Below are 20445 nucleotides of genomic sequence, written 5' to 3'. Positions count from 1 at the left end.
CCTCCTTGATCAGTTAAGATTCTGGTTGATTACATAGTTTGTGTACCGGCGCAGTTTGCCTGGTTTTATTGTATTCACAGTAGAAAAATAAGGTGCATGCCGTTTGGGTGGGGAAATAAGGCTGAATGCAGTATAAAAAACCTCCGGACAAAAGCCGGTGAAGCCGGCAGTGGTCCGGAGGTTTGTGGAAAGCAGCAGCCTGCTGCTACCAGGGCGTTCACCCGACAGCACAATCTGCAGGATGATCATTTTCACAGACTTTGCTGTGATATTTTTCGATTTCCTTTCCCCAGTAATCTTCATCCCGGGCACCTGCATATACAGTCCCCAGCTGCTCTTTGTCCCTGCTGTAAAGAACGGTTGACGGAGTCTCTTCATAAAGGCCGGGCATCATTTTTTCAAGTTCTTCGGAATCCAGCAGCTGGATATAATGTGCACCGGTCTCGGAAATGACCGCAAGAGCCTCTTCATCCCTTTTTTGGGTAACCCCCTTTATGATCCCTATGATCTGGACACCCCTGCCGGAATATTGATCTCCAAGCGCTGCGAGAGCCTCCATTTCGCTTTGACAGGAGCCGCAGGAGGGTTCCCAGATATTAAAGACTGTAAGCTCTGCGTTGCTAAGGATACTGTTCATATCTGTTTCTGTTCCGTCCAGTTTCCGGACTTTCATATTCTCAAAGCCGGAAGTATCTGAGTTGGTATTTGCCGCGGGGTTTTCGGCAGCCGGTTCTGTGATATTCTGGCACGCTGTCAGCAGAAAGGATGCGCTTAACAGAACGGCTAAGACCGTGTTTCTTTTTTTCATGGCTATTTCACCTCCTTCTGTAATGAAAAGAAATACAGTTTATACTGTAATCATAACAGTTACAGTATAAACTGTCAAGCTTTTGAGTTACTGTTCAGATCTTACTTTTCACGTTCCAGCCAACATCTAAATCGGGATTTAGTCGGCAAGCTTTAGACTTGTCGACGGACGGGGACGCTTCATGACAGGGAGGCCGGGGAGGTGCCGGGGCTGTATATGCCGTTGCGATATGCACCCGTGCTGCTAAGTGTTTCTAGAACAGCCGCTGCCGGATAGGCGGGTACGCTGAACACATCACGGGAAATCTGATGATTTCCCGCGCTGGGTTCAGCAACAACTTGATTTGGAGATCAAGTTGTTCCCCGCCTATCCGGCAGCGGCTGTTCAAGAATCACTAAGCGCACTCCAGCATTTCGCAACGGCATATACAGCCCCAGCGCCTCCCCGGCCTCCCTGTCATAAAGCTGGCTCATCCAATCGGCAGGAAAGCTCGCCAACCGGGTGGGATCCTCGGCCAGGGCAACGGATGTGGATTGGCTATGCGTATCTTTTCATCTTCAAGGTGTATATTAACTGTAAGCCGTATCCCCTTGCTTATGTACACCTACTGGGGACAAAAAAGTCCCGCCAATTCTATATCCATACGCTGCCCTCGTTTGAGGCCCCACCTTAGGAACGTGTCCTTTTCCTGCCGGCCGGATGAACCAGCTCCATGAAGGGATCGCCGAAAACCTCCCGGAGAACATCCATGTCCTTTCAAAAACGCTCAAAGCGGACCTTAGAAATTCTTGGTGGGAAACAGCCCTGAAAATGGAGAGATTTTTGGATTCCGAATCCAAAAATCAGCTGACCCAGCGCGAGAAATCATCGGATTTCTCGTGATGTGTCAGTGGTGCTCCATTTTCAGGGCTGTTTCCCGCCTAGAATTTCTTAGGTCCGCGGCCGCGTTTTTGAAAGGACATGGATGTTCTCCGGGAGGTTTTCGGCTATCCCTTTATGGAGCGTCCCCATCCGTACCGCGACTAAAGCGCGTCACTAACTCCCGATTTAGATGTTGGCTGGGGCATGAACAGTAACGCTTTTGGCACTAATATAGAACATAGGTCTGCAAATGCTTGATTTTCGTGAAAACCGCATATATAGTATTAAGGAAGGTAATTGCAAGAAAAAGGAGGCATTTTAGATGCAAATAAAGAATGTGGCACTGATCGGACTTGGAGCCATGGGGGTGTTTTTTGCGCCAAGACTTGAGGAGCATCTGGGAAAAGACAACTTTTGCGTAATCGCACAGGGGAAGCGGAAAGAGCGTCTCGAAAATCGGGGTGTCACGGTGAATGGTGTGAATTATCATTTCCCAATCTGCACTCCGGAAGAAGGCCGTGAGACGGATTTGATTATCATGGCAGTGAAGGATATGGGGCTGCAGCAGGCCATAGAGGATATCAGAAATTTTGTGGGTGACAGGACGCAGATACTCTGTGTTATGAATGGTGTGGAGAGCGAAGAAAAGGTGGCAGCCGTCTATGGATGGAATCATGTACTCTATTCATATATGAGAATGTCCATTGTCATGAAGAATGGCAGGGCTGACTTTGACCCTTATTGGGGCAAGGTGTATTTCGGCGAATCAGAAAATACTGTCCAGACAGAACGGGTAAAGGCGGTCAGTGAGTTGATGGAACACTGTGATATCCCATATAAGGTAGAAAAAGATATGATGTGGGGGCTTTGGTTTAAATATATGTGCAATGTCGGGGAGAACCTGACCTGTGCACTGCTGGGGATTCCCTTCGGGGCATTCCGTAGCAGCGAACCGGCCAATGAAATCCGCTGGGCGGCAATGAAGGAAGTTCAGGCAGTTGCGGCAGCAAAAGGAATCGTTATAACGGAAGAGCAGATGAGAAAGCAGTACGATACGGTCTGCAGAATTCCATATGATAATAAGCCTTCTACGCTTCAGGATCTGGAGGCAGGACACAAGACGGAGATCGATATGTTTGCAGGAGGTATGGTACGGATGGGAAAAGAACTGGGAATTGAGACCCCGATCTGCTGGATGTTACTGCAGGGAATCAAAGCGCTGGAGGAGAAGAACTGATTTGAGGAAGGGGGGAAGGTATACTTTATAGGTGGAGAGGGGCGCTTACCTGGGGGAGAGTATGGAGCGGGGCGACTATTACAATTATGGGGATCAGGGAGATCCGGGATAACCAGAATGTAAAAGCGGTGATGCCTGCGCTGAGCGCCGAGATTATGGTTCCCTGGGAACCGGATTTTGCAGATGTCTGGATGCAGGAATTTTACGATATGTGGATGACAATTCCTTATGAGAATGACATTGAGGAGTACAAAAACCATCCGGAGAATTTTGGCTCCTTCCTGATTGGAATTAACGAGAAAGAATTTGACTATCTTAACCGTACGCTGGAATTTCCGATCGATAAAGCAAAATTTTTAGGCGGCAGAACCTGTATTTTATATAGGGACGGACTGGATTTCCAGACAATTGACCTGCAGGGGAAAACAGTGACCTGCGCGGAGTATGCCGATGTACAGAATTCCCGGACATTTGAGATTGCCGGCTTGACAGATCAAACGTATTATGCGGGCGCGCTGATTGGCTATCCTCCGACTATCATTATCAGCGATGAAGCGGCAAAGGAGTTTATCCCAGATGCATTTGTATATAAAGCGGCTGTCCGTTACCAAGAAGAATATAGTAAGGCTGCAGAGGAGGAAATACTCGGCCTTCTGCAGGCGGATCCCCATGCAAAGAGTTTTTCCTGGGAATCCAAGATAGAGGAGATGGAGTCGGTAGAAAAAGCCCAGGGAAATATGATGGAGGTGGGAATCGGAATTGTCGTGATCCTTGCATTCATCGGACTTTTGAATTACCTTAACACGGTAACCGGCAACATACAGAGCAGGCATGTTCTGGCGAAAAGGGGAAGTGTCGTAGAGCGGACCAGGGGCTTTGAATAATGAAATAAGATTTGACAGCGGGGGCAGGAAAAGGGTAAACTAAAACCATATTTTACGATGTACCGGTGCACTGTCTCTCATTGCGGCGGTACACTAGAGCAAAGCTGATATTGCCGGAGGAGGAAACATAGGATGGAACAGAAAAAATCAGACTGGCTGACCCCGGTTCCCAAGCAGTCTTTATCAAAAATGGTGGTGGAAAAGATCAAGGAAGGCCTGATCAGCGGGGAATTAAAGCCCGGCGATTTCCTGCCTTCAGAAGCAGAATTATCTGAACGTTTTGGTGTCGGCAAATCCAGCATTCGTGAGGCTGTTAAGATGCTGGAGGCCCTGGGGGTTGTGGAGATCTGTAAGGGGAACGGAAGCCGCATATGCAGCAGCGTGGATGCTTCTGTTATGAATCCGCTTATTTTTCAGATGATCCTGATGAGTAAAGCGGAGAGTAAGGATGCACTGGTGGAATTCCGCAAGATGATCGAAACATCTGCCAGTCTCCTGGCCATTGATAATGCGGATGAGGAAGATATTGAGCGTTTAAAAGATATTCACATGAAAACAAAAAGTGATTTCAACAAGGGATGGGCGACAGTGGAAAACGATATGGTATTCCACGCGGAGATCTACAAGAGCACGCACAATCCTTTTGTAGCCAGCATCGGAAACAGTATTATGGAAATGTTCCAACCGTCGCTTATGATCTCCAACCGGGATTATTCAAAGATCGTTACAGAAAATCATGATAAGATTCTGGAAGCGCTGATGCACAGGGACAAAAAGGCCATGACGCAGGCGGTTGCGGATTCGCTGGACAAATGGAAAGAACTTTCACTGGACGAAAGTCCGGATTAACAGGAAGCAGGTATCAGAAATGGTGCCTGTTTTTAATTTATTAAAAATTAAAGGAAGACTTTTGTGTGTCAGAAAAAAGGGTTGTGCAGATTATATAAAATTGTATAGTAAACATTGTTGAAATATACAGAAAATACAAAATGATGTTGACGAAAAGAGATTCTGATGTTACCCTAGCATTAGAGAACAGACATCTGATGACTGATGTCTAAAACATGTACCTAACGGGCACGCTTAATTCATACCCAGCAGATGGATTCGCTGTAAACTGCAGAATAAAGCATACCCAAGGGTACCCTGTAACTCATGCCCTGCGGGCAGATCTGCAGCATAGCGGCAGAATAATGTATACATAAAGGAGAGAGAATTATGGCAAATATTTATTATGACAAAGATGCAGATCTGGGGCTTGTGATCGACAAGACCATTGCAATCATCGGTTATGGAAACCAGGGACGGAGCCAGGCGCTCAACATGCGAGACTCCGGTATAAAGAATGTGATCGTTGGCAGCCGTCATGACGAGTCCTATGATCAGGCAAATGAGGATGGATTTATGGTATATCCGATTGATGAGGCAGCGAAGCGGGCGGACATTATCTTCTTGCTGCTTCCGGATGAGGTGGCTCCGGAGATTTACGAAGAACAGATTGCTCCGAATCTGGAAGCCGGTAATATTGTGAACTTTGCTTCCGCATACAATATTACATTCCACAGGATTAAACCGGCGGCGGATCTGGATGTTGTCATGGCAGCTCCGAGAATGATTGGAAAAGGCGTGCGCGAACTGTATGAGCAGGGGGAAGGAGCTCCGGCATTTGTAGGCGTCCATCAGGACGCGTCAGGAATGGCCCTGGAATATGGAAAAGCGCTGTGTAAAGCAATCGGAGCCACAAGAAAGGGCGCTATCGAGGTAACGTTCGACGACGAGACCTGTCTCGATCTCATGGCAGAGCAGGGAACCTGGCCGATCATTTACAACGTATTTATGGAGGCATTCAAACTTCAGGTAGAAATGGGGCATCCGGAGGAAGCTGTATTGATGGAAATGTATCTCTCCAAAGAACCGGCGGTTATGATGGAAAAGGCAGCCGAAGTAGGATTTTTCCGTCAGCTCCCCTATCACTCTCACACCAGTCAGTATGGACAGCTGACCGGATTTCAAAAAGTGGACACGACCGAGATACGGAATTTTCTGAAGAAACAGTACGAAGGAATCAAGGGCGGCGCATTTGCAGAAGAGTGGGATAAAGAACAGCATGAGAACAACTTAAGTACACTGGAAAAACTGGAAGAAGAAGCATTCAACTGTGAATTTACAAAGGCTGAGGACAGACTGAAAGAGCGCTTAAAATAAATCGGAGATTAGTTAAAAAGTTTAGTTTTGGCGGCGGACAGGGACGCGAAATAAAGGGATAGCTTATGGCTATCCCTTTATTTCGCTGGTTTTATCCGATCGGCAGAAAAATTGTCAGCCAGACTTCCTGACTGGGGGATGAAAAGCGGCGGCTGTTTCGTTACTGTGCATACCCTTCGGATGTGCACAGTAACGCTGTGTCTGTCCAGAAATGTAAATCCTGTAATTATGGTAGAGAAAAACCGTATTTCGTGTTAAAATATCACTATATCCTTCATAGCAGCGAGGGTGGGAAATGCCATTGGGTATGTAAAAAGTATTATGGCATGTGGAGGCATACTGAATGAAGGCTGGCATATTTTTCAAAAAGCCGGGTCCCATACTGACACCGGATCAGAAACTGGGTTTCCGTGAATATTTTCCTCAAAAGGTGTATAAAACGGAACGGAACATTGCCGTGATTGTAGCAGGCACTCAGCTCTGCATGCTGTTGGTTTCAGCATGCAAAGCAGGAGGGCCTTTTGCTGATTCAGAATCAGCCCGGTATTTTTTTATGTATGTGATGCTTTTTCTTTCAACAGTCAGTATCCTACCTGTTCATGCCTCTCTTGTGAAGAAAAAGAAGTATCGGGAATACCTGTGGATCAGAAGGCTCTACGTAGTGATTTTATATGCCTGGGTTATCGGTATAACCCTTCTCGATAAGAGAAATGGAATGGGAATTGTTATCTATTGCTATCTGGTTCCGACTCTGGCGGCAGTGATGCTTCAGCCGCCGCTGGAAAGCATTCTGATCTTCGGGGGTTCATGGAGCGTGTTGACGGGAATGCTCGCATTTACCGCATCACCCCACTTTACTGCAGATCTGATTAACAGTTCATTTACGACGGTTCTGGCATTGTTTATCTCGATCCGGAGTTACCAGAGCATGGCGGTAACATACCGCGACAGGGAGACAATTGCAAAGCAGTACAGGGAAATAGAAAAGGCTAATGTGATGCTGAACAGGATGGCCTGCACGGATCAGCTGACAGGGCTGTATAACCGCAGGTATCTGATCGAAAATGTGCGCGGGCTTTTTGAATCCTATCAAAAGAGCCGGATGCATGCAGTGTTATTAATGCTGGATATCGATTATTTTAAGCAGTATAATGATACTTACGGCCATTTAAATGGAGATGAATGCCTGAAACAGATGGGGGCTGTGATCAGAACCTATTCCCAGGAAAACGGGATGATAGCGGTTCGGTATGGAGGAGAAGAATTTCTTGCTATTAAGTTCTGTGAAGCCCAGGAGGCCGGAGATTTTGCCGGAGAACTGCAGAAAAGGATCGCAAAAGCCGGCCTGCCCAGAGCGGATGCCAAAAACGGCAGGGTGACTGTCAGCATTGGCGTATGGAGGGGCAGTCTTGAGGAACTGGACAGTTTTGAGGTGGCGCTGAAATATGCGGATCAGGCATTGTATGATGCCAAAAAAGCAGGAAGGGACTGTATCTGTTATTATAATAATAGATGCAGTGTGCAGGAGAATTCATAAAATAGTAAAACGGGAGTAACAGTTAAGACTTGTCTGAACTATGACAAACGGAAAGGATAGGAAAGGGCTGAAATTATGATCAATTATTCTGAAAATGAAGAAAAATTATATCACCTTCAGATTGGCAGAGGAGATGTGGGAAGGTATGTGATTATGCCGGGTGACCCGAAACGCTGTGCCTCCATTGCAGGATACCTGGATAATCCTGTACTGATTGCTGATAATAGAGAATACATCACCTACACAGGTTCACTGGCCGGCGTAAAGGTCAGTGTGACGTCTACCGGGATCGGAGGACCGTCTGCTGCGATTGCCATAGAAGAATTGGTAATGGCCGGTGCAGATACATTTATCAGGATCGGAACCAGCGGGGGAATGGATATTGATGTAAAAAGCGGAGACCTTGTCATTGCAAACGGGGCAATCCGCATGGAAGGAACAAGTAAAGAATATGCACCCATAGAATTTCCGGCAGTGCCGGACTTTGGGGTGACGAATGCTCTCGTGAGAGCAGCGCAAAGACTGGAAAAGACTTACCACGTAGGTGTGGTACAGTGCAAAGACTCATTTTACGGCCAGCACTCACCTGAGACAAAGCCTGTGGGCTATGAACTTACAGCCAAATGGGATGCATGGGTGAAATTGGGCTGCAAGGCTTCGGAGATGGAGTCTGCGGCATTGTTTATAGCAGCCTCTTATCTGGGGGTGAGGGCAGGGTCGGTATTCCTTGTAATGGCAAACCAGGAGAGGGCAAAGCAGGGACTGGATAATCCGGTTGTCCATGACACGGACGCGGCAATCCGCGTTGCAGTAGAGGCTGTGAAAGAATTGATAAAAGAGGACCAGAGCGTGTACAATGCATCTAAATCATAGATGTTAAGTAGTGAGGAACACAGATTAAAAAGGTTTACGTATAGACCATAAGGAGTGTGAAATGGGATGGTGCCGGTGAAGAGATTGATTGAACAGGCGATGGAAGCAATGGGGAATGCGTATGCCCCCTATTCCGGCTTCAGAGTAGGAGCGGCCCTTCTGACGGAAGACGGCCGTATCTACCAGGGCTGTAATGTTGAAAATGCAGCGTATTCCCCCAGCTGCTGTGCGGAGCGGACGGCATTTTTTAAGGCTGTAAGTGAGGGGATAAGAAAGTTTGAGGCAATCTGTATTGTGGGAGGAATGAATGGAATCGTAACGGATTTGACCGCTCCCTGCGGTGTATGCCGGCAGGTAATGATGGAATTCTGCCAGCCGGACCAGTTTCAGATTATTCTGGCTCTGGATACGGAACATTATGAAATCCATTCCTTGGAAGAATTGCTGCCTGTGGGATTCGGTCCGGCTAATCTAGTACATCGTAAAACAAGTAACTGACTCATAAGCTGAGATAAATTTTCGAGAGTGCTGCTCCACAAACGCAAGCGTAGTGGGCTACGCTGAGGCTTGCGGAGCAGTACTATCGGAAATTCAGGTCGGCTTATGTGGCAGTTAATTATTTTACGATGTACTAGTATAGTATTAGGAAAGAAGACATTTGATACAGAAAAGGAGGTTACGATGAGCAAATATCAGAGAATTTTTGTAATTGTTGTGGATTCATTGGGAGTGGGGGCGGCCGATGATGCGGCAGAGTATCAGGATGCGGGCGCTGACACGCTTGGACATATTTCCCGGAGTGTGAAGCAGTTTCATATTCCGAATCTTGGAAAGCTGGGGATCGGGAATCTGCATCCTCTTGCACAGGTTCCTCCTGTACAGCATCCGCTGGCATATTATACAAAGCTGAATGAATGCAGCAGGGGTAAAGACACCATGACCGGCCACTGGGAAATCATGGGACTCAGGACAGAAAAACCGTTTATTACATTCACAGAAACCGGCTTTCCAAAAGAGCTGATTGAAGAACTTGAGAAACGTACCGGTCACAAGGTCATCGGAAACCGGAGTGAGAGCGGCACGGTGATTCTGGACGAACTTGGAGAAGAAGAGATTGCGACCGGCCATATGATCGTCTACACATCCGCAGACTCTGTGCTTCAGATCTGCGGCAATGAAGAAACCTTTGACCTGCAGGAGCTGTACCGCTGCTGTGAGATAGCCAGGGAGCTGACCATGAGGGACGAGTGGAAAGTCGGGCGCGTCATAGCAAGACCTTATGTGGGGAAAAAGAAGGGAGAATTCAAAAGAACAAGCAACCGTCATGACTATGCAGTAAAGCCATTCGGGAAGACTGCGCTGGATGCGCTGAAAGAAAATGGCCTGGATGTCATATCAATCGGTAAAATCAACGACATTTTTGCGGGCCAGGGTATTACAAAGGCACTGAAATCCAAAAGCTCCATACACGGAATGGAGCAGACCATCGAAGTGGCGGAGCACGAAGACTTCAAAGGTTTATGTTTCGTTAATCTGGTTGACTTTGACGCCTTATGGGGCCACCGGAGAGATCCCCAGGGTTATGCCCGGGAACTGGAACGGTTCGATGAAAAACTGGGAATCCTGCTGGATAGACTGAGAGAAGACGATCTACTGATCATAACAGCCGACCACGGAAACGATCCCACTTATACAGGGACAGACCACACAAGAGAAAAAGTACCGTTTCTGGCCTATTCCAAATCCATGGAAAGCGGGGGAGAACTGCCCGAGGCAGATACCTTTGCGGTAATTGGGGCGACAATCACAAAAAATTTCAACATACAAATGCCTTCAGGTACCATAGGGGAGGCTTTGTTGTAAGCGGGAGTGGTGGCTGGTATGGGGACGCCTGTCTGGAATGGGGAGATGGCGGCCTGCGGGACAAATGGGGAGGGGTTCCGGGCGTACCCGTTTACGGAGAAGTACTGCACAAAATGAGCTGTCCATGAGGGCACGTACTACATGCAGCGAGAAAGCTTTATGCTTTCTCGCATTAGGTAGTCCTGAAAAGTAATTTTGGAAAATTACTTTTCATCCCTCATGGACAGCTCATTTTGCACTAGTACTTCTATACCGTGCACTCTTAACGCCCGGAACCCCTCCCCATTTGTCCCGCAGGCCGCCATCTCCCCATTCCAGACAGGCTGGGCATATCAAGGCGGTGCTTTTCGCTTACATGGGGAGGCGCCGACGGTGGGGGCGGATGCACCTAGCTAAGTGTGAGGGAAGGATGGAGGCCGCAGGGGAGGGGGAGGCGATTCTGAGAGAGCGGTAGAACCCGTTGGAGAAAAAACAGGAAATAGGGAGGGCAGAATTTGTTTTACCAAAACAAATTCTGTTGCCGTTGGCGGCGCGAATGCATCGGCATTCGGGCCAACTGCGGCAAGTACCCTCCCTATTTCCTGTTTTTTCTCTTATGGGTTCTCCGCAAACGGACAGGATCCAGAATCGCCTGCCCCTCCCCTGCGGCCTCCATCCTTCCCTCACACTTAGCGGCCTCGCATCTGCCGCACAAGTTCACAATCTCCTTGACTTTTGGTGGGAGTGAGGGTATAATTGTTGTGTTGTACAACAGTTGTATTAGACAACAGTTGTACGGGAAACAAAGGCGATTTTGGGAGGAAGCATGAAGAATTATTACGTCAGTATTATCAGGCGGTGTGAGTTGGCATATATTCGAAGTGAATTGGAGGAGTTTGGACTTAGCCCGCTGGAGGGGCGCCTGATACGGCTTTTGAAGGATAAGTTTTGCAGCCAGGAAGAATTGGCTGAGGATCTTGACATTGATAAAAGCAGGATTGCCCGCACGATGTTTCTCTTGGAAGAAAAAGGGCTGGTACATCGGGTGATTAATGAAAAGAACAGACGTCAGAAGATTGTTTCGCTGACTGAAAATGGGCTGAAGGTTTATGAGACCATCTGTGATATTTATGAGGCCTGGGATGATATCTGTTACAGAGGGTTTACGAACGAAGAGCGGAAGATGAATCAGGAATTTATTAAACGTATCTCCCAAAATGTAGTGGGGTACAAAAAGGAGAATGGGGGGAAGAATAATGGTTAAGAATCTTACAAACGGCAGGCCGCTGAAGCTGCTGTTTTTCTTTGCGCTGCCGATGGTGCTGGGGAATCTGTTCCAGCAGCTATATAATATGGTAGACTCTATGGTGGTGGGAAAGTTCGTTGGCGAGGATGCGCTGGCAGCGGTCGGGTCGTCCTTTCCCGTCGTATTTCTTTCTATTGCAGTTGCGGCGGGGCTTTCTATGGGGTGCACGGTTGTCATCTCGCAGTTATTCGGAGCCGGGCAGATTAAAGAGATGAAGACAACGATCTATACGGCTTTGATTACGCTGGGTGTGGTTGGGCTGTTTATCATGGCGCTGGGAGAAATCTTTTCTTCTCCTCTGCTAGGGCTTTTGGGTACGAACAAGGATATTTTTGCAGATTCACTTACATACCTGCGGATTTATTTTGGGGGCGCTATTTTCCTGTTTTTGTATAATTCTCTGAATGGTATTTATAACGCACTGGGGGACAGCCAGACTCCCCTTAAGTTTTTGATTGTTTCAGCGCTGACCAATATCGTATTGGATCTGCTTTTTGTTATCCGTTTTCATATGGGTGTGGCGGGAGTGGCGTGGGCCACACTGATTGCCCAGGGGATGTGCGCGGTGTTTTCCTTTTTCGTTTTGATGCGCAGGATGAGGAAGATGGAAAATGAACCCGAATTCATTGGGGAGAAGCCGGGGCTGTTTGAGATGTCTGCGGTGAAAAGGATCGCAAAAGTAGGGGTGCCTTCTATGATTCAGCAGTCCATTGTATCCGTTAGCATGATGTTTATGCAGGGGCTTGTAAACTCTTACGGCAAGGTATTTGTTGCAGGATATACAGCGGCTACTAAGATCGATACTCTGGCCATGATGCCCAATATGAACTTTTCCAATGCAATGTCGAGCTATACGGCGCAGAATATTGGGGCAGGCAAGGAAAAACGGGTAACACAGGGGTATAAGGCGTGTCTGCTGATGGTACTGATTTTCTCTATCATAATCACCAGCGTGATCTTTTTGTTTGGACCGCATCTCCTGGGGCTCTTTTTGAATGCCGGCTCTGCAGGTACTGCTATGGGATACGGGCTGAAATATATGAAGACAGTTTCTGTATTTTATGTGCTGATGGGCTTTATGTTTGTAGGAAATGGTCTGCTCCGTGGGGCTGGGGATATGGGGGCATTTATGCTGAGTTCCATATCAAATCTGGTTTCAAGAGTCGTGATTGCTTACCTGCTGGCTTATTTTATCGGGTCAAGCGCCATCTGGTGGTCAATACCTATCGGGTGGGGAATCGGATCGATCTTTTCATTCCTGCGGATTAGAAGTGGGAAATGGAAGGCAAGGAAACTCTTAGAGAATTAATTCGTGGGGGACGCTACGAAATCAAGGAAAGGCAGAGGCAGCAGAAAGCGGGCACAGTTGTGTCTGGTTCCTGCTGCCTCTGTCTTTTCCTGCCCTAGTATAAGACAATCTAAATACCTTACTGTTTTGCAGGCCAGATTTTGTCTATTTATTGTCGGATTTATAAAAAATTCATTTGCTATCTGAAATAAGACATGGTATATTTTGCTCATAGATATCATAGAAGTGGTCACTTCTTTTTTTCTATCCGGCGATCCGCCGGAACATTCAGCACAATGTCAGAGAACAGAACAAAGAGGGGGATGGTGCCTATTGGGCGTATAATATCAGTTTGCTTATGATTGCAAAGAAACATGAAAAATACTATAATTAAGGAGAACTAAGATACATGCAGGAAAAGAAAAAACTGAATAAGCAGATACAGAAAAACAGCTCGATTTTGGCGCCGCTGCAGAGATTGAATCTTATGGACGATTTTTTGTTTGATATCGCCACGCTGGATCTGGAATTGTGCAAGATTATACTGGAATTGTCTTTGGGATTCCGTATCCGGAGTATACGCTGGAAAGAAGGGCAGAAGGTCGTACATAATCTGCCGGGAAAGCGGGGGATTAGGATGGATTTCTATGTTGAGGACGAAGAAGGCAGGATTTTTGATGTTGAGATGCAGAAGCGCAATGAGGGTAATATTCCAAAACGCACCAGGTTCTATCAGGCGCTGCTGGATGCGCCCCTCTTGGAGAGTGGCGAAAAAGGATTCGATAGTTTGAACCCGACGTATATTATCGTGATTTGTGGATTTGATCTCTATGGGCTTGGCAGATACAGATATACCTTCGAAAACCGATGCTGTGAAGTGGAGGGACTCGTCTTGGGAGATGAATGTAAAAAAGTGATTCTCAATACAAAAGGAACAAATAACGATGAGGTGGAACAGACACTCATTGATTTTCTGCGATACGTAGAACACAGTACGGAGGAAAGGGTTCCTGATGGGTGCGATGAGCGGTTAAAGTATCTGCATGAGAAGATTAAAGGAATCAAATCAAATGAGCAGATGGGAGTGACCTATATGAAGATGGAAGAAAGGGACAGGTTGATTAAGGAGGAAGGAATAGAACAGGGGATAGAACAGGGCATTAAGGCCATGATATTGGATAATCTGGAGGAGAACAAGACTGCGGAACAAATCATAGAAAAACTGATCAGACGTTTTTCCCTGAGCCCTGAAGCGGCGCGTGAATATTATTGCCAATTTGACCGGATGGAGGATATATGACAAAGATACTGCTGGTGGAAGATGACGAGACAATTGCATTTGGGATCGAGTCGGCATTAAAGAGAAAAGGGTATATGTGTACAAGCTGTGCTTCTGTAGGGCAGGCGAAGGATCTGTTTTCGGAGGGACTCCAGCTGATTCTCCTGGATTTGAATCTGCCGGACGGCAGTGGCTATGATTTCTGCAAATGGGTGAAGGAACGGGCGGATACCCCGGTTATCTTCCTGACGGTTTGTGACGATGTGAAGGACATTACCAGGGGGCTGGATATGGGGGCAGACGATTATGTGACCAAGCCATTTCATATAGCGGTACTGGAGTCCAGAATTGCGGCGGTACTCCGCCGTACGTCTGACGATGGAGGGAATGTTCTCTCCTGCGGAAATATACAGCTTGACAGGGAGAAAATGCAGGTGGTGCTGGATGGGCAGTCTGTGGATGCAACGGCACTGGAATACCGCCTGCTTGAGGTTCTCATGGAGAATAAAGGGAGGACTCTGCCCCGGAACCTGATTCTGGATAAGCTCTGGGACGCAGAGGGGAATTTTGTCAATGATAATACATTGACAGTGACTGTAAAGCGTCTGCGGAAAAAACTGATGGATACGGAGTATATCGTGACGATCCGTGGGATTGGCTATCGGATGGAGGAAAAGATATGAAAGGGCGTGGAGTGAAGGCATTTCTTTTATCCTGCGTATTCTGGCTGATTCCCGGGATACTGGCTGGCGTAGTGACTGCTGTCTGTTTTAGCTTCCGTGAGTACGATTATACGGTTCGGCTGACCGAAGCCGCGCTTGAAGGCAGATCTATTCCCGCGGGTTTGAAATTTGCTGCAGAAAGAGGAAACAGTCCGGATCAGGGAAGCAGCCGGGGGGAGAGCGCCATGCCGGAATCTGGCGGCGGGGCGGAAAAACCGGATCAGGATGCAGCAGATGCGGAGGCCTATCTGCGCAAATATGGGCATGGAAGGCTGACTCGTTTCCCGGATCATTTGCCATATGCTCTGGCAGCAGGAATTATCCTGTTTGAAATAGCCGGTGGAATCATGTTCTTTTTTACAAAGAGAAAGGAAATGCGCTTCAGGAGCAGGATTGAAGATCTGACAGAATATCTGAAGGCGGCGGGGAGGGGCGAGGCAGCTGCACTTAACCGGCGGGAAGATATGTTTTCCTATCTGGAGGATGAGATTTACAAGACCGTTGCCAAGCTTGCCTGTACCAGAGAAGAGGCGATCAGGGACCACGAGATCTTGGCAGAGAGAACAGCCGATATCGCGCATCAACTGAAGACGCCATTGACTTCCATGTCGCTGATGACAGAGCTTTTAAGCCCTTCCCTGGAGGCAGAAGACCAAGAGTATCTGTACCGTCTGGAGGGCCAGGTAGAGCGTCTGAAGGGCCTGGTTGACGGGCTTTTGACCCTGACAAAGCTGGATTCGCATACGCTTGAATTTCACAGGCAGGATGTAGAAGCAAAGGAACTGATGGAACTTGCAGCAGAACCACTCAGAGCAATGCTGGGGCAGAAGCATGTCGAACTGGAAATTGTAACAAAAGGGCAGGGGGAATCGGAAGTCTGGCTCTCTGCGGACATGCAGTGGACAGCGGAGGCTCTGTTGAATATTTTGAAGAATTGTCTGGAACATACGCCCGAAAACAGTAAGATTCGTGTAATCTGTGAAGAAAATCCGCTTTATACGGAAATGCTGATTGAGGACGGTGGAAAAGGCTTTTCTAAAAAGGATCTTCCGCATCTGTTCGAACGGTTTTACAGAGGGGAGGATGCGGCTAAAGACAGCGCCGGAATCGGGCTGGCGCTTGCAAAAGGCATTATAGAAAAGCAGAACGGACAGGTCCGGGCAGAGAATTCTGCACAGGGACATGCCCGTTTCTGTATCAGATGGTATCATCCTTAATTGCGGATATGATGTTCTGGCGTACAATTCTGCGTCCGCCCATATAGTAAGCTCCGATAATGGAAGCGAGAACAAGTATGGTGTAGCCAAGGACAGCTGCATATGGAGCAAAAGGCAGATATTCGATCAAGGTTACCTCATTGAGGTACAGGAAGCACGCAAGTACCGCGGCCTGGAACGGCAGGCTGTAAAGCAGCGGTTTCAGCCCCAGATCCAATCCCTCCAGGAACAGCATGCGCCAGAGCTGTGCGGGGGAGAGGCCGACCGACTTAAGCATGGCGAATTCCCGGCTTCTCTGTCGCAGGTTGCCGGAAATACTTGCCCATACATTGGAGATACCGATCAGTGCCAGCAGCCCGGTTAAGAACGCCACAATGATACTCATAACGCCGGTGGATTGTCTTTGGCTCTCTTCTTTTTCTGCCAGGTCAGATACCATGTAGTCACCGCTGCCGTAATATTTACCAAGGATCGTAGAGATCTGGCCGGAAACTTTTTGAATCAGCGGATAAGAGATGCCGCCGTCGTCGTCTGTCAGAAGGATTCCGTTGACGGAGGATGCAGTATACCGCCGTTTCTCACTGCAGGATGCAGCGATTTCAAGCACATGTTCCATCGGCATGATTGAGACTACGCTAAAGTATGGCAGGCCAATGCCATCGGCGGGAAGTGCCTGCACCAGATCCCCTATGGTCAGCCTAAATTCAAAGTCGCCCGTGTCCTCATCGTAAGCCTTTTCCGTAAAAGAGAGGTCCTGCCCTTTTTGAAGCTTTAGGATATCTCTGTAGACCTTCTGTTTCTTAGTACTGACATTGGGGTCTTCGGTCCGGTTATAGATCAGTGCCTTTGCAGGATCTTTATAGTAGGAATCAGGATCTGCCCCCATCTCTTTGCAGTATTCTCTGAAACTGTCCTCCTCCAGGCCAATAAGTACAGAATAAATCCTGTATTTTCCATCCCTTTCAATAGGCGAGTACTTTTTCTCGGATACTATCTCATCGAATCCACCCAGATTTGTCTCGATATCATCTGAAGTCTGATCTTCTGTAATCCAGGTGGCACAGGGCATTTTATTCATGATTACTCCCCTGGAGACGCCGGGCACTTTTAAAACCTCATCTAACGCCTTCTGCTCGGGCCGGCGGCCATCGCTGATGCTGAAAAAGACATGGCCCTGGGATTCATTTTGCGCCCTGTAAACCTCTTTCGATGCATTTTGAGCAGTAATAATATATAAAAATCCTGTGAGCAGAAGGAAAGATAGACAAAGGGAAATTGTCGCGGCCCGGTAGGATTTCTTACGGGCGGTGAGGGCGTTGGAAGCCAGTTCACCGCTGATTCCAAAATGGCTGGATATGCGTCCCTGCCGGATCTTTCTCCCTTTCAGCACCTCCACCTGCCTCAGGGCCTCTACAGGCATCAGTTTTGCAACTCTGCGGGCCGGTATTCTCGCCGAGAGCCAGGCTGTGGCAGCGGACAGGAGAATTGCAGGCAGTATGGCAGGAATTCCGAATGTAAGTACAATATCCGGCGCGGTCCTGCCGATATTATTTGCAGCATTAATCAGACGGAACAACTCTGTATCCAACAGCCAGCCGCATAATATTCCGACAGGAAGAGGCACAATCAGCAGGATCATTGCCTCGGATGTCACCGCCGCCTTGATCTGCTTCGGGGATGCGCCGATGCCGGCCAGGGTTCCGAGCTGCACCAGCTTTTCGCTGGCAGACAAGGCAAAGGCATTGTGGATGACCAGTACAAATACGGCGATCATCAGAAGCGCAATGACCAGAAACATGGCAGGTACGGCAAGAACAGTGAGGCTGCTGATGCTTCCGATCTGATCCGGCGGGAGTATCCCGTATTTGGAGAGGAGGCCTGCATTATATCTGAGCGTATAGTATCCGTATTCATCGGCCTGATAGCCTAAGGAGCGTGCCAGTTCCGGGAGCTCCTTATAAGTACTCCTCATGGGGTCAAAACGAAGATAGACCGTTAGCTCATCGTCCGGGTTCACAGTCTTTGTATCCAGATAACTCATTCCGGTATAGGCCGGTACGGAGGAGGACGTGGTGACATCCAGAATTCCTACAATTTTGTATGTCTTTGTGCCTGTTTGACGGAAGGTTTCTTCCTCGTGGAACCCGTCTGTTTCCTTACATACCTTCCCCTGATACATGCGCTGCCCGATCGGAAGCGTGAGGGTATCGCCCACTTTTGCACCGGGGTGGTCATCAAAATACTGTTTTGAAAGTACCAGCTCATTGTTGGCTTGCGGGAGCCTACCTTCGGTCAGGGTATCCTTTTCCGGCATAGAATCCCAGTATTCCTGGTTGGCGCCGCGGGTAATGAGGTATGTCCTGCGTCCCTCATCTTCCAGCTTTGCGGCTTCCCACGGGCCTTTGACCAGAACGGCAGAGACAGAGGCGTAGTTCTCAATGTGTTCCAGATCCTTTCCGTACGTTGTATCGAACAATTCTCCGTGCCAGTCGCCGTCCTCAAGTTTTGTGAGAACAATGGCATCCGTCCACATTGTGTAAACAAAACCGCAGAAACAGGACATCATCGTGGTCATAAGAAATAAAGCGGTCATGATGGCAATGCTGGTTCGTTTATTTCTTCGTATCGTGTCCCAAACATATTCCCTTAAAATTTTCATCAGGACACCACCTCGTCATGCAGAATTTTCCCGTCTTCCAGGGTAATCACGCGGTCTGCCTTCAGAGCGGTCTTTTCATCGTGTGTAATCAGGAGGACAGACTGTCCGTACTGCCGGTTGGAGAGCTTCAGAAGTTCGATGGTCTCTTCTGAATTTTTACGGTCCAGGTTGCCCGTTGGTTCATCGGCAAGAAGGATCGCCGGTTGGTAGATGAGGCTTCTTGCGATAGCGGTGCGCTGCTGCTGGCCTCCTGATAATTCACTGGGAAGGTGTGTGAGACGGTCTGTAAGCCCCAGAGTGGATACCAGATGGCGAAACCGCTCCTCATCCGGTTTCTGATTATCCAAAAGAACAGGCAGGAGAATGTTTTTCCTTACGTTCAATGTTGGGATCAGATTATAAAACTGATAGACCAGACCTACCTTTCTGCGCCGGAATACCGCAAGCTGCTCCATGCTGAGTGTTGAAATGTCTGTGTCCTCGATAAAAATGCTGCCGCTGGTAGGTCGGTCTACGCCTCCCAGCATATGCAGCAGAGTGGACTTACCGGAACCGGATGCACCGACAATAGCCGTAAAGCTGCCCCGTTCAAGAGATAGCGAGACATCGTCCAGTGCTGTTACCGTATTGGAACCACTGCCATATGTTTTTGTAAGATGGCTGCAGCGTAAAATTTCCATAAGTTAATAACCCCTTTCATGTTTGATGATACCATATTAAAAAAGAAAAGTGACAAGAAAGTGACAAAGGTATGAATCGGCGCATTCACAGATGTAACTGTCGTAAGATGGAATTCATTTTGATTTATGAATACTGTTCATACCACAGCCAACATCTAATTCGGGATTTAGTCGGCAAGCTTTAGACTTGTCGACGGACGGGGACGCTTCATGACAGGGAGGCCGGGGAAGTGCTGGGGCTGTATATGCCGTTGCGATATGCACCCGTGCTGCTAAGTGTTTCTAGAACAGCCGCTGCCGGATAGGCGGGTACGCTGAACACATCACGGGAAATCTGATGATTTCCCGCGCTGGGTTCAGCAACAACTTGATTTGGAGATCAAGTTGTTCCCCGCCTATCCGGCAGCGGCTGTTCAAGAATCACTAAGCGCACTCCAGCATTTCGCAACGGCATATACAGCCCCAGCGCCTCCCCGGCCTCCCTGTCATAAAGCTGGCTCATCCAATCGGCAGGAAAACTCGCCAACCGGGTGGGATCCCTGACCAGGGCGGCATATGTGGATTGGCTATGCGTATCTTTTCATCTTCAAGATGTGTATTGAATTATTTTGATACCGGAACCGTATCCCATTGCTTTTTACACCTACTGGGGACATAAAAGTGCCACCAATTCTATATCCATACGCTGCCCCCGCTTGAGGCCCCTCCTTAGAAACGAGCTTTTTCCTGCCGGTTGGATGCGCCAGCTCCATGAAGGGATAGCCGAAAGCCTTCCGGAGAACATCCATGTCCTTTCAAAAACGCTCTAAGCGGGCCTTAGAAATTCTTGGTGGGAAACAGCCCTGAAAATGGAGAGATTTTTGGATTCCGAATCCAAAAATCAGCTGACCCAGCGCGAGAAATCATCGGATTTCTCGTGATGTGTCAGTGGTGCTCCATTTTCAGGGCTGTTTCCCGCCTAGAATTTCTTAGGTCCGCGGCCGCGTTTTTGAAAGGACATGGATGTTCTCCGGGAGGTTTTCGGCTATCCCTTTATGGAGCGTCCCC

General features: G+C 48.1%; 16 protein-coding genes. 13 read left to right on the top strand and 3 right to left on the bottom strand.

Annotation, left to right across the window (positions count from 1 at the left end; all coding sequences use genetic code 11):
* Positions 1–217: 217 nt before the first annotated feature.
* The gene (locus BN1938_RS00430) at positions 218–808 is read right to left on the bottom strand and encodes a TlpA disulfide reductase family protein (RefSeq protein ID WP_050638708.1); all 591 of its coding nucleotides are present in this window, start codon (positions 806–808) and stop codon (positions 218–220) included.
* 1183 nt (positions 809–1991) lie between these two features.
* Between BN1938_RS00430 and BN1938_RS00420 the strand changes: the two genes are divergently transcribed.
* The 13 genes from BN1938_RS00420 (at position 1992) to BN1938_RS00355 (ending at position 16059) form a co-directional block, all read left to right on the top strand.
* The gene (locus tag BN1938_RS00420) at positions 1992–2906 is read left to right on the top strand and encodes a ketopantoate reductase family protein (protein ID WP_050638706.1); all 915 of its coding nucleotides are present in this window, start codon (positions 1992–1994) and stop codon (positions 2904–2906) included.
* 86 nt (positions 2907–2992) lie between these two features.
* On the top strand, positions 2993–3790 hold the full coding sequence (locus BN1938_RS00415; RefSeq protein WP_050638705.1) for an ABC transporter permease family protein: 798 nt from the start codon (positions 2993–2995) through the stop codon (positions 3788–3790).
* Between the two features lie 132 nt (positions 3791–3922).
* Complete coding sequence (locus tag BN1938_RS00410; RefSeq protein ID WP_050638704.1) at positions 3923–4639, top strand: FadR/GntR family transcriptional regulator; 717 nt, start codon at positions 3923–3925, stop codon at positions 4637–4639.
* 369 nt (positions 4640–5008) lie between these two features.
* A complete protein-coding gene (gene ilvC / locus BN1938_RS00405; RefSeq protein WP_050638703.1) occupies positions 5009–5995 on the top strand; it encodes a ketol-acid reductoisomerase in 987 nt (328 codons plus the stop codon).
* A 343-nt stretch (positions 5996–6338) separates the two neighbouring features.
* Positions 6339–7532, top strand: coding sequence for a GGDEF domain-containing protein (locus BN1938_RS00400; protein ID WP_050638702.1), 1194 nt, complete (start codon positions 6339–6341; stop codon positions 7530–7532).
* Between the two features lie 75 nt (positions 7533–7607).
* Positions 7608–8405: a uridine phosphorylase gene (gene udp / locus BN1938_RS00395; RefSeq protein ID WP_050638701.1), complete on the top strand. Its 798-nt coding sequence runs from the start codon at positions 7608–7610 to the stop codon at positions 8403–8405.
* Positions 8406–8471: 66 nt separating this feature from the next.
* The gene (locus BN1938_RS00390) at positions 8472–8903 is read left to right on the top strand and encodes a cytidine deaminase (RefSeq protein WP_050638700.1); all 432 of its coding nucleotides are present in this window, start codon (positions 8472–8474) and stop codon (positions 8901–8903) included.
* Positions 8904–9086: 183 nt separating this feature from the next.
* Complete coding sequence (locus BN1938_RS00385; RefSeq protein WP_050638699.1) at positions 9087–10268, top strand: phosphopentomutase; 1182 nt, start codon at positions 9087–9089, stop codon at positions 10266–10268.
* A gap of 805 nt (positions 10269–11073) precedes the next feature.
* Positions 11074–11511, top strand: a complete 438-nt coding sequence (locus BN1938_RS00380) for a MarR family winged helix-turn-helix transcriptional regulator (protein WP_050638698.1) — start codon at positions 11074–11076, stop codon at positions 11509–11511.
* Positions 11504–12862: an MATE family efflux transporter gene (locus BN1938_RS00375; RefSeq protein WP_050638697.1), complete on the top strand. Its 1359-nt coding sequence runs from the start codon at positions 11504–11506 to the stop codon at positions 12860–12862. The genes BN1938_RS00380 and BN1938_RS00375 overlap by 8 nt, the downstream gene beginning before the upstream one ends.
* A 388-nt stretch (positions 12863–13250) precedes the next feature.
* Positions 13251–14141: an Rpn family recombination-promoting nuclease/putative transposase gene (locus BN1938_RS22870; protein WP_082202682.1), complete on the top strand. Its 891-nt coding sequence runs from the start codon at positions 13251–13253 to the stop codon at positions 14139–14141.
* Complete coding sequence (locus tag BN1938_RS00360; protein WP_050638695.1) at positions 14138–14803, top strand: response regulator transcription factor; 666 nt, start codon at positions 14138–14140, stop codon at positions 14801–14803. The genes BN1938_RS22870 and BN1938_RS00360 overlap by 4 nt, the downstream gene beginning before the upstream one ends.
* Positions 14800–16059 carry a sensor histidine kinase gene (locus BN1938_RS00355; RefSeq protein ID WP_050638694.1) on the top strand — a complete coding sequence of 420 codons (1260 nt, stop codon included), beginning with the start codon at positions 14800–14802 and terminating at the stop codon, positions 16057–16059. Before BN1938_RS00360 ends, BN1938_RS00355 begins: the two co-directional genes overlap by 4 nt.
* Here BN1938_RS00355 and BN1938_RS00350 read toward each other — a convergent pair.
* A complete protein-coding gene (locus tag BN1938_RS00350; RefSeq protein ID WP_050638693.1) occupies positions 16040–18718 on the bottom strand; it encodes an ABC transporter permease in 2679 nt (892 codons plus the stop codon). The two genes, BN1938_RS00355 and BN1938_RS00350, sit on opposite strands and share 20 nt — an antisense overlap.
* Complete coding sequence (locus tag BN1938_RS00345) at positions 18718–19398, bottom strand: ABC transporter ATP-binding protein (protein WP_050638692.1); 681 nt, start codon at positions 19396–19398, stop codon at positions 18718–18720. The genes BN1938_RS00350 and BN1938_RS00345 overlap by 1 nt, the downstream gene beginning before the upstream one ends.
* Positions 19399–20445 lie beyond the last annotated feature (1047 nt).

The sequence above is a fragment of the Eubacterium sp. SB2 genome, assembly GCF_001244405.1.
GTDB lineage: Bacteria > Bacillota > Clostridia > Lachnospirales > Lachnospiraceae > Faecalicatena > Faecalicatena contortus_B.
The sequence above is the reverse complement of the archived record's forward strand: the minus strand, read 5'-3'. Positions and strand labels throughout refer to the sequence as shown.

Excerpts from the sequence above, each read along its gene's own strand:
- BN1938_RS00360 (WP_050638695.1), top strand. The coding sequence starts at position 14,138 with ATGACAAAGATACTGCTGGTGGAAGATGACGAGACAATTGCATTTGGG.
- BN1938_RS00415 (WP_050638705.1), top strand. The coding sequence starts at position 2,993 with ATGGGGATCAGGGAGATCCGGGATAACCAGAATGTAAAAGCGGTGATG.
- BN1938_RS00345 (WP_050638692.1), bottom strand. The coding sequence starts at position 19,398 with ATGGAAATTTTACGCTGCAGCCATCTTACAAAAACATATGGCAGTGGT.
- BN1938_RS00385 (WP_050638699.1), top strand. The coding sequence starts at position 9,087 with ATGAGCAAATATCAGAGAATTTTTGTAATTGTTGTGGATTCATTGGGA.
- BN1938_RS00390 (WP_050638700.1), top strand. The coding sequence starts at position 8,472 with ATGGTGCCGGTGAAGAGATTGATTGAACAGGCGATGGAAGCAATGGGG.
- BN1938_RS00355 (WP_050638694.1), top strand. The coding sequence starts at position 14,800 with ATGAAAGGGCGTGGAGTGAAGGCATTTCTTTTATCCTGCGTATTCTGG.
- udp (WP_050638701.1), top strand. The coding sequence starts at position 7,608 with ATGATCAATTATTCTGAAAATGAAGAAAAATTATATCACCTTCAGATT.
- BN1938_RS00420 (WP_050638706.1), top strand. The coding sequence starts at position 1,992 with ATGCAAATAAAGAATGTGGCACTGATCGGACTTGGAGCCATGGGGGTG.
- BN1938_RS00380 (WP_050638698.1), top strand. The coding sequence starts at position 11,074 with ATGAAGAATTATTACGTCAGTATTATCAGGCGGTGTGAGTTGGCATAT.
- BN1938_RS00350 (WP_050638693.1), bottom strand. The coding sequence starts at position 18,718 with ATGAAAATTTTAAGGGAATATGTTTGGGACACGATACGAAGAAATAAA.
- BN1938_RS00430 (WP_050638708.1), bottom strand. The coding sequence starts at position 808 with ATGAAAAAAAGAAACACGGTCTTAGCCGTTCTGTTAAGCGCATCCTTT.
- BN1938_RS22870 (WP_082202682.1), top strand. The coding sequence starts at position 13,251 with ATGCAGGAAAAGAAAAAACTGAATAAGCAGATACAGAAAAACAGCTCG.
- ilvC (WP_050638703.1), top strand. The coding sequence starts at position 5,009 with ATGGCAAATATTTATTATGACAAAGATGCAGATCTGGGGCTTGTGATC.
- BN1938_RS00410 (WP_050638704.1), top strand. The coding sequence starts at position 3,923 with ATGGAACAGAAAAAATCAGACTGGCTGACCCCGGTTCCCAAGCAGTCT.
- BN1938_RS00400 (WP_050638702.1), top strand. The coding sequence starts at position 6,339 with ATGAAGGCTGGCATATTTTTCAAAAAGCCGGGTCCCATACTGACACCG.
- BN1938_RS00375 (WP_050638697.1), top strand. The coding sequence starts at position 11,504 with ATGGTTAAGAATCTTACAAACGGCAGGCCGCTGAAGCTGCTGTTTTTC.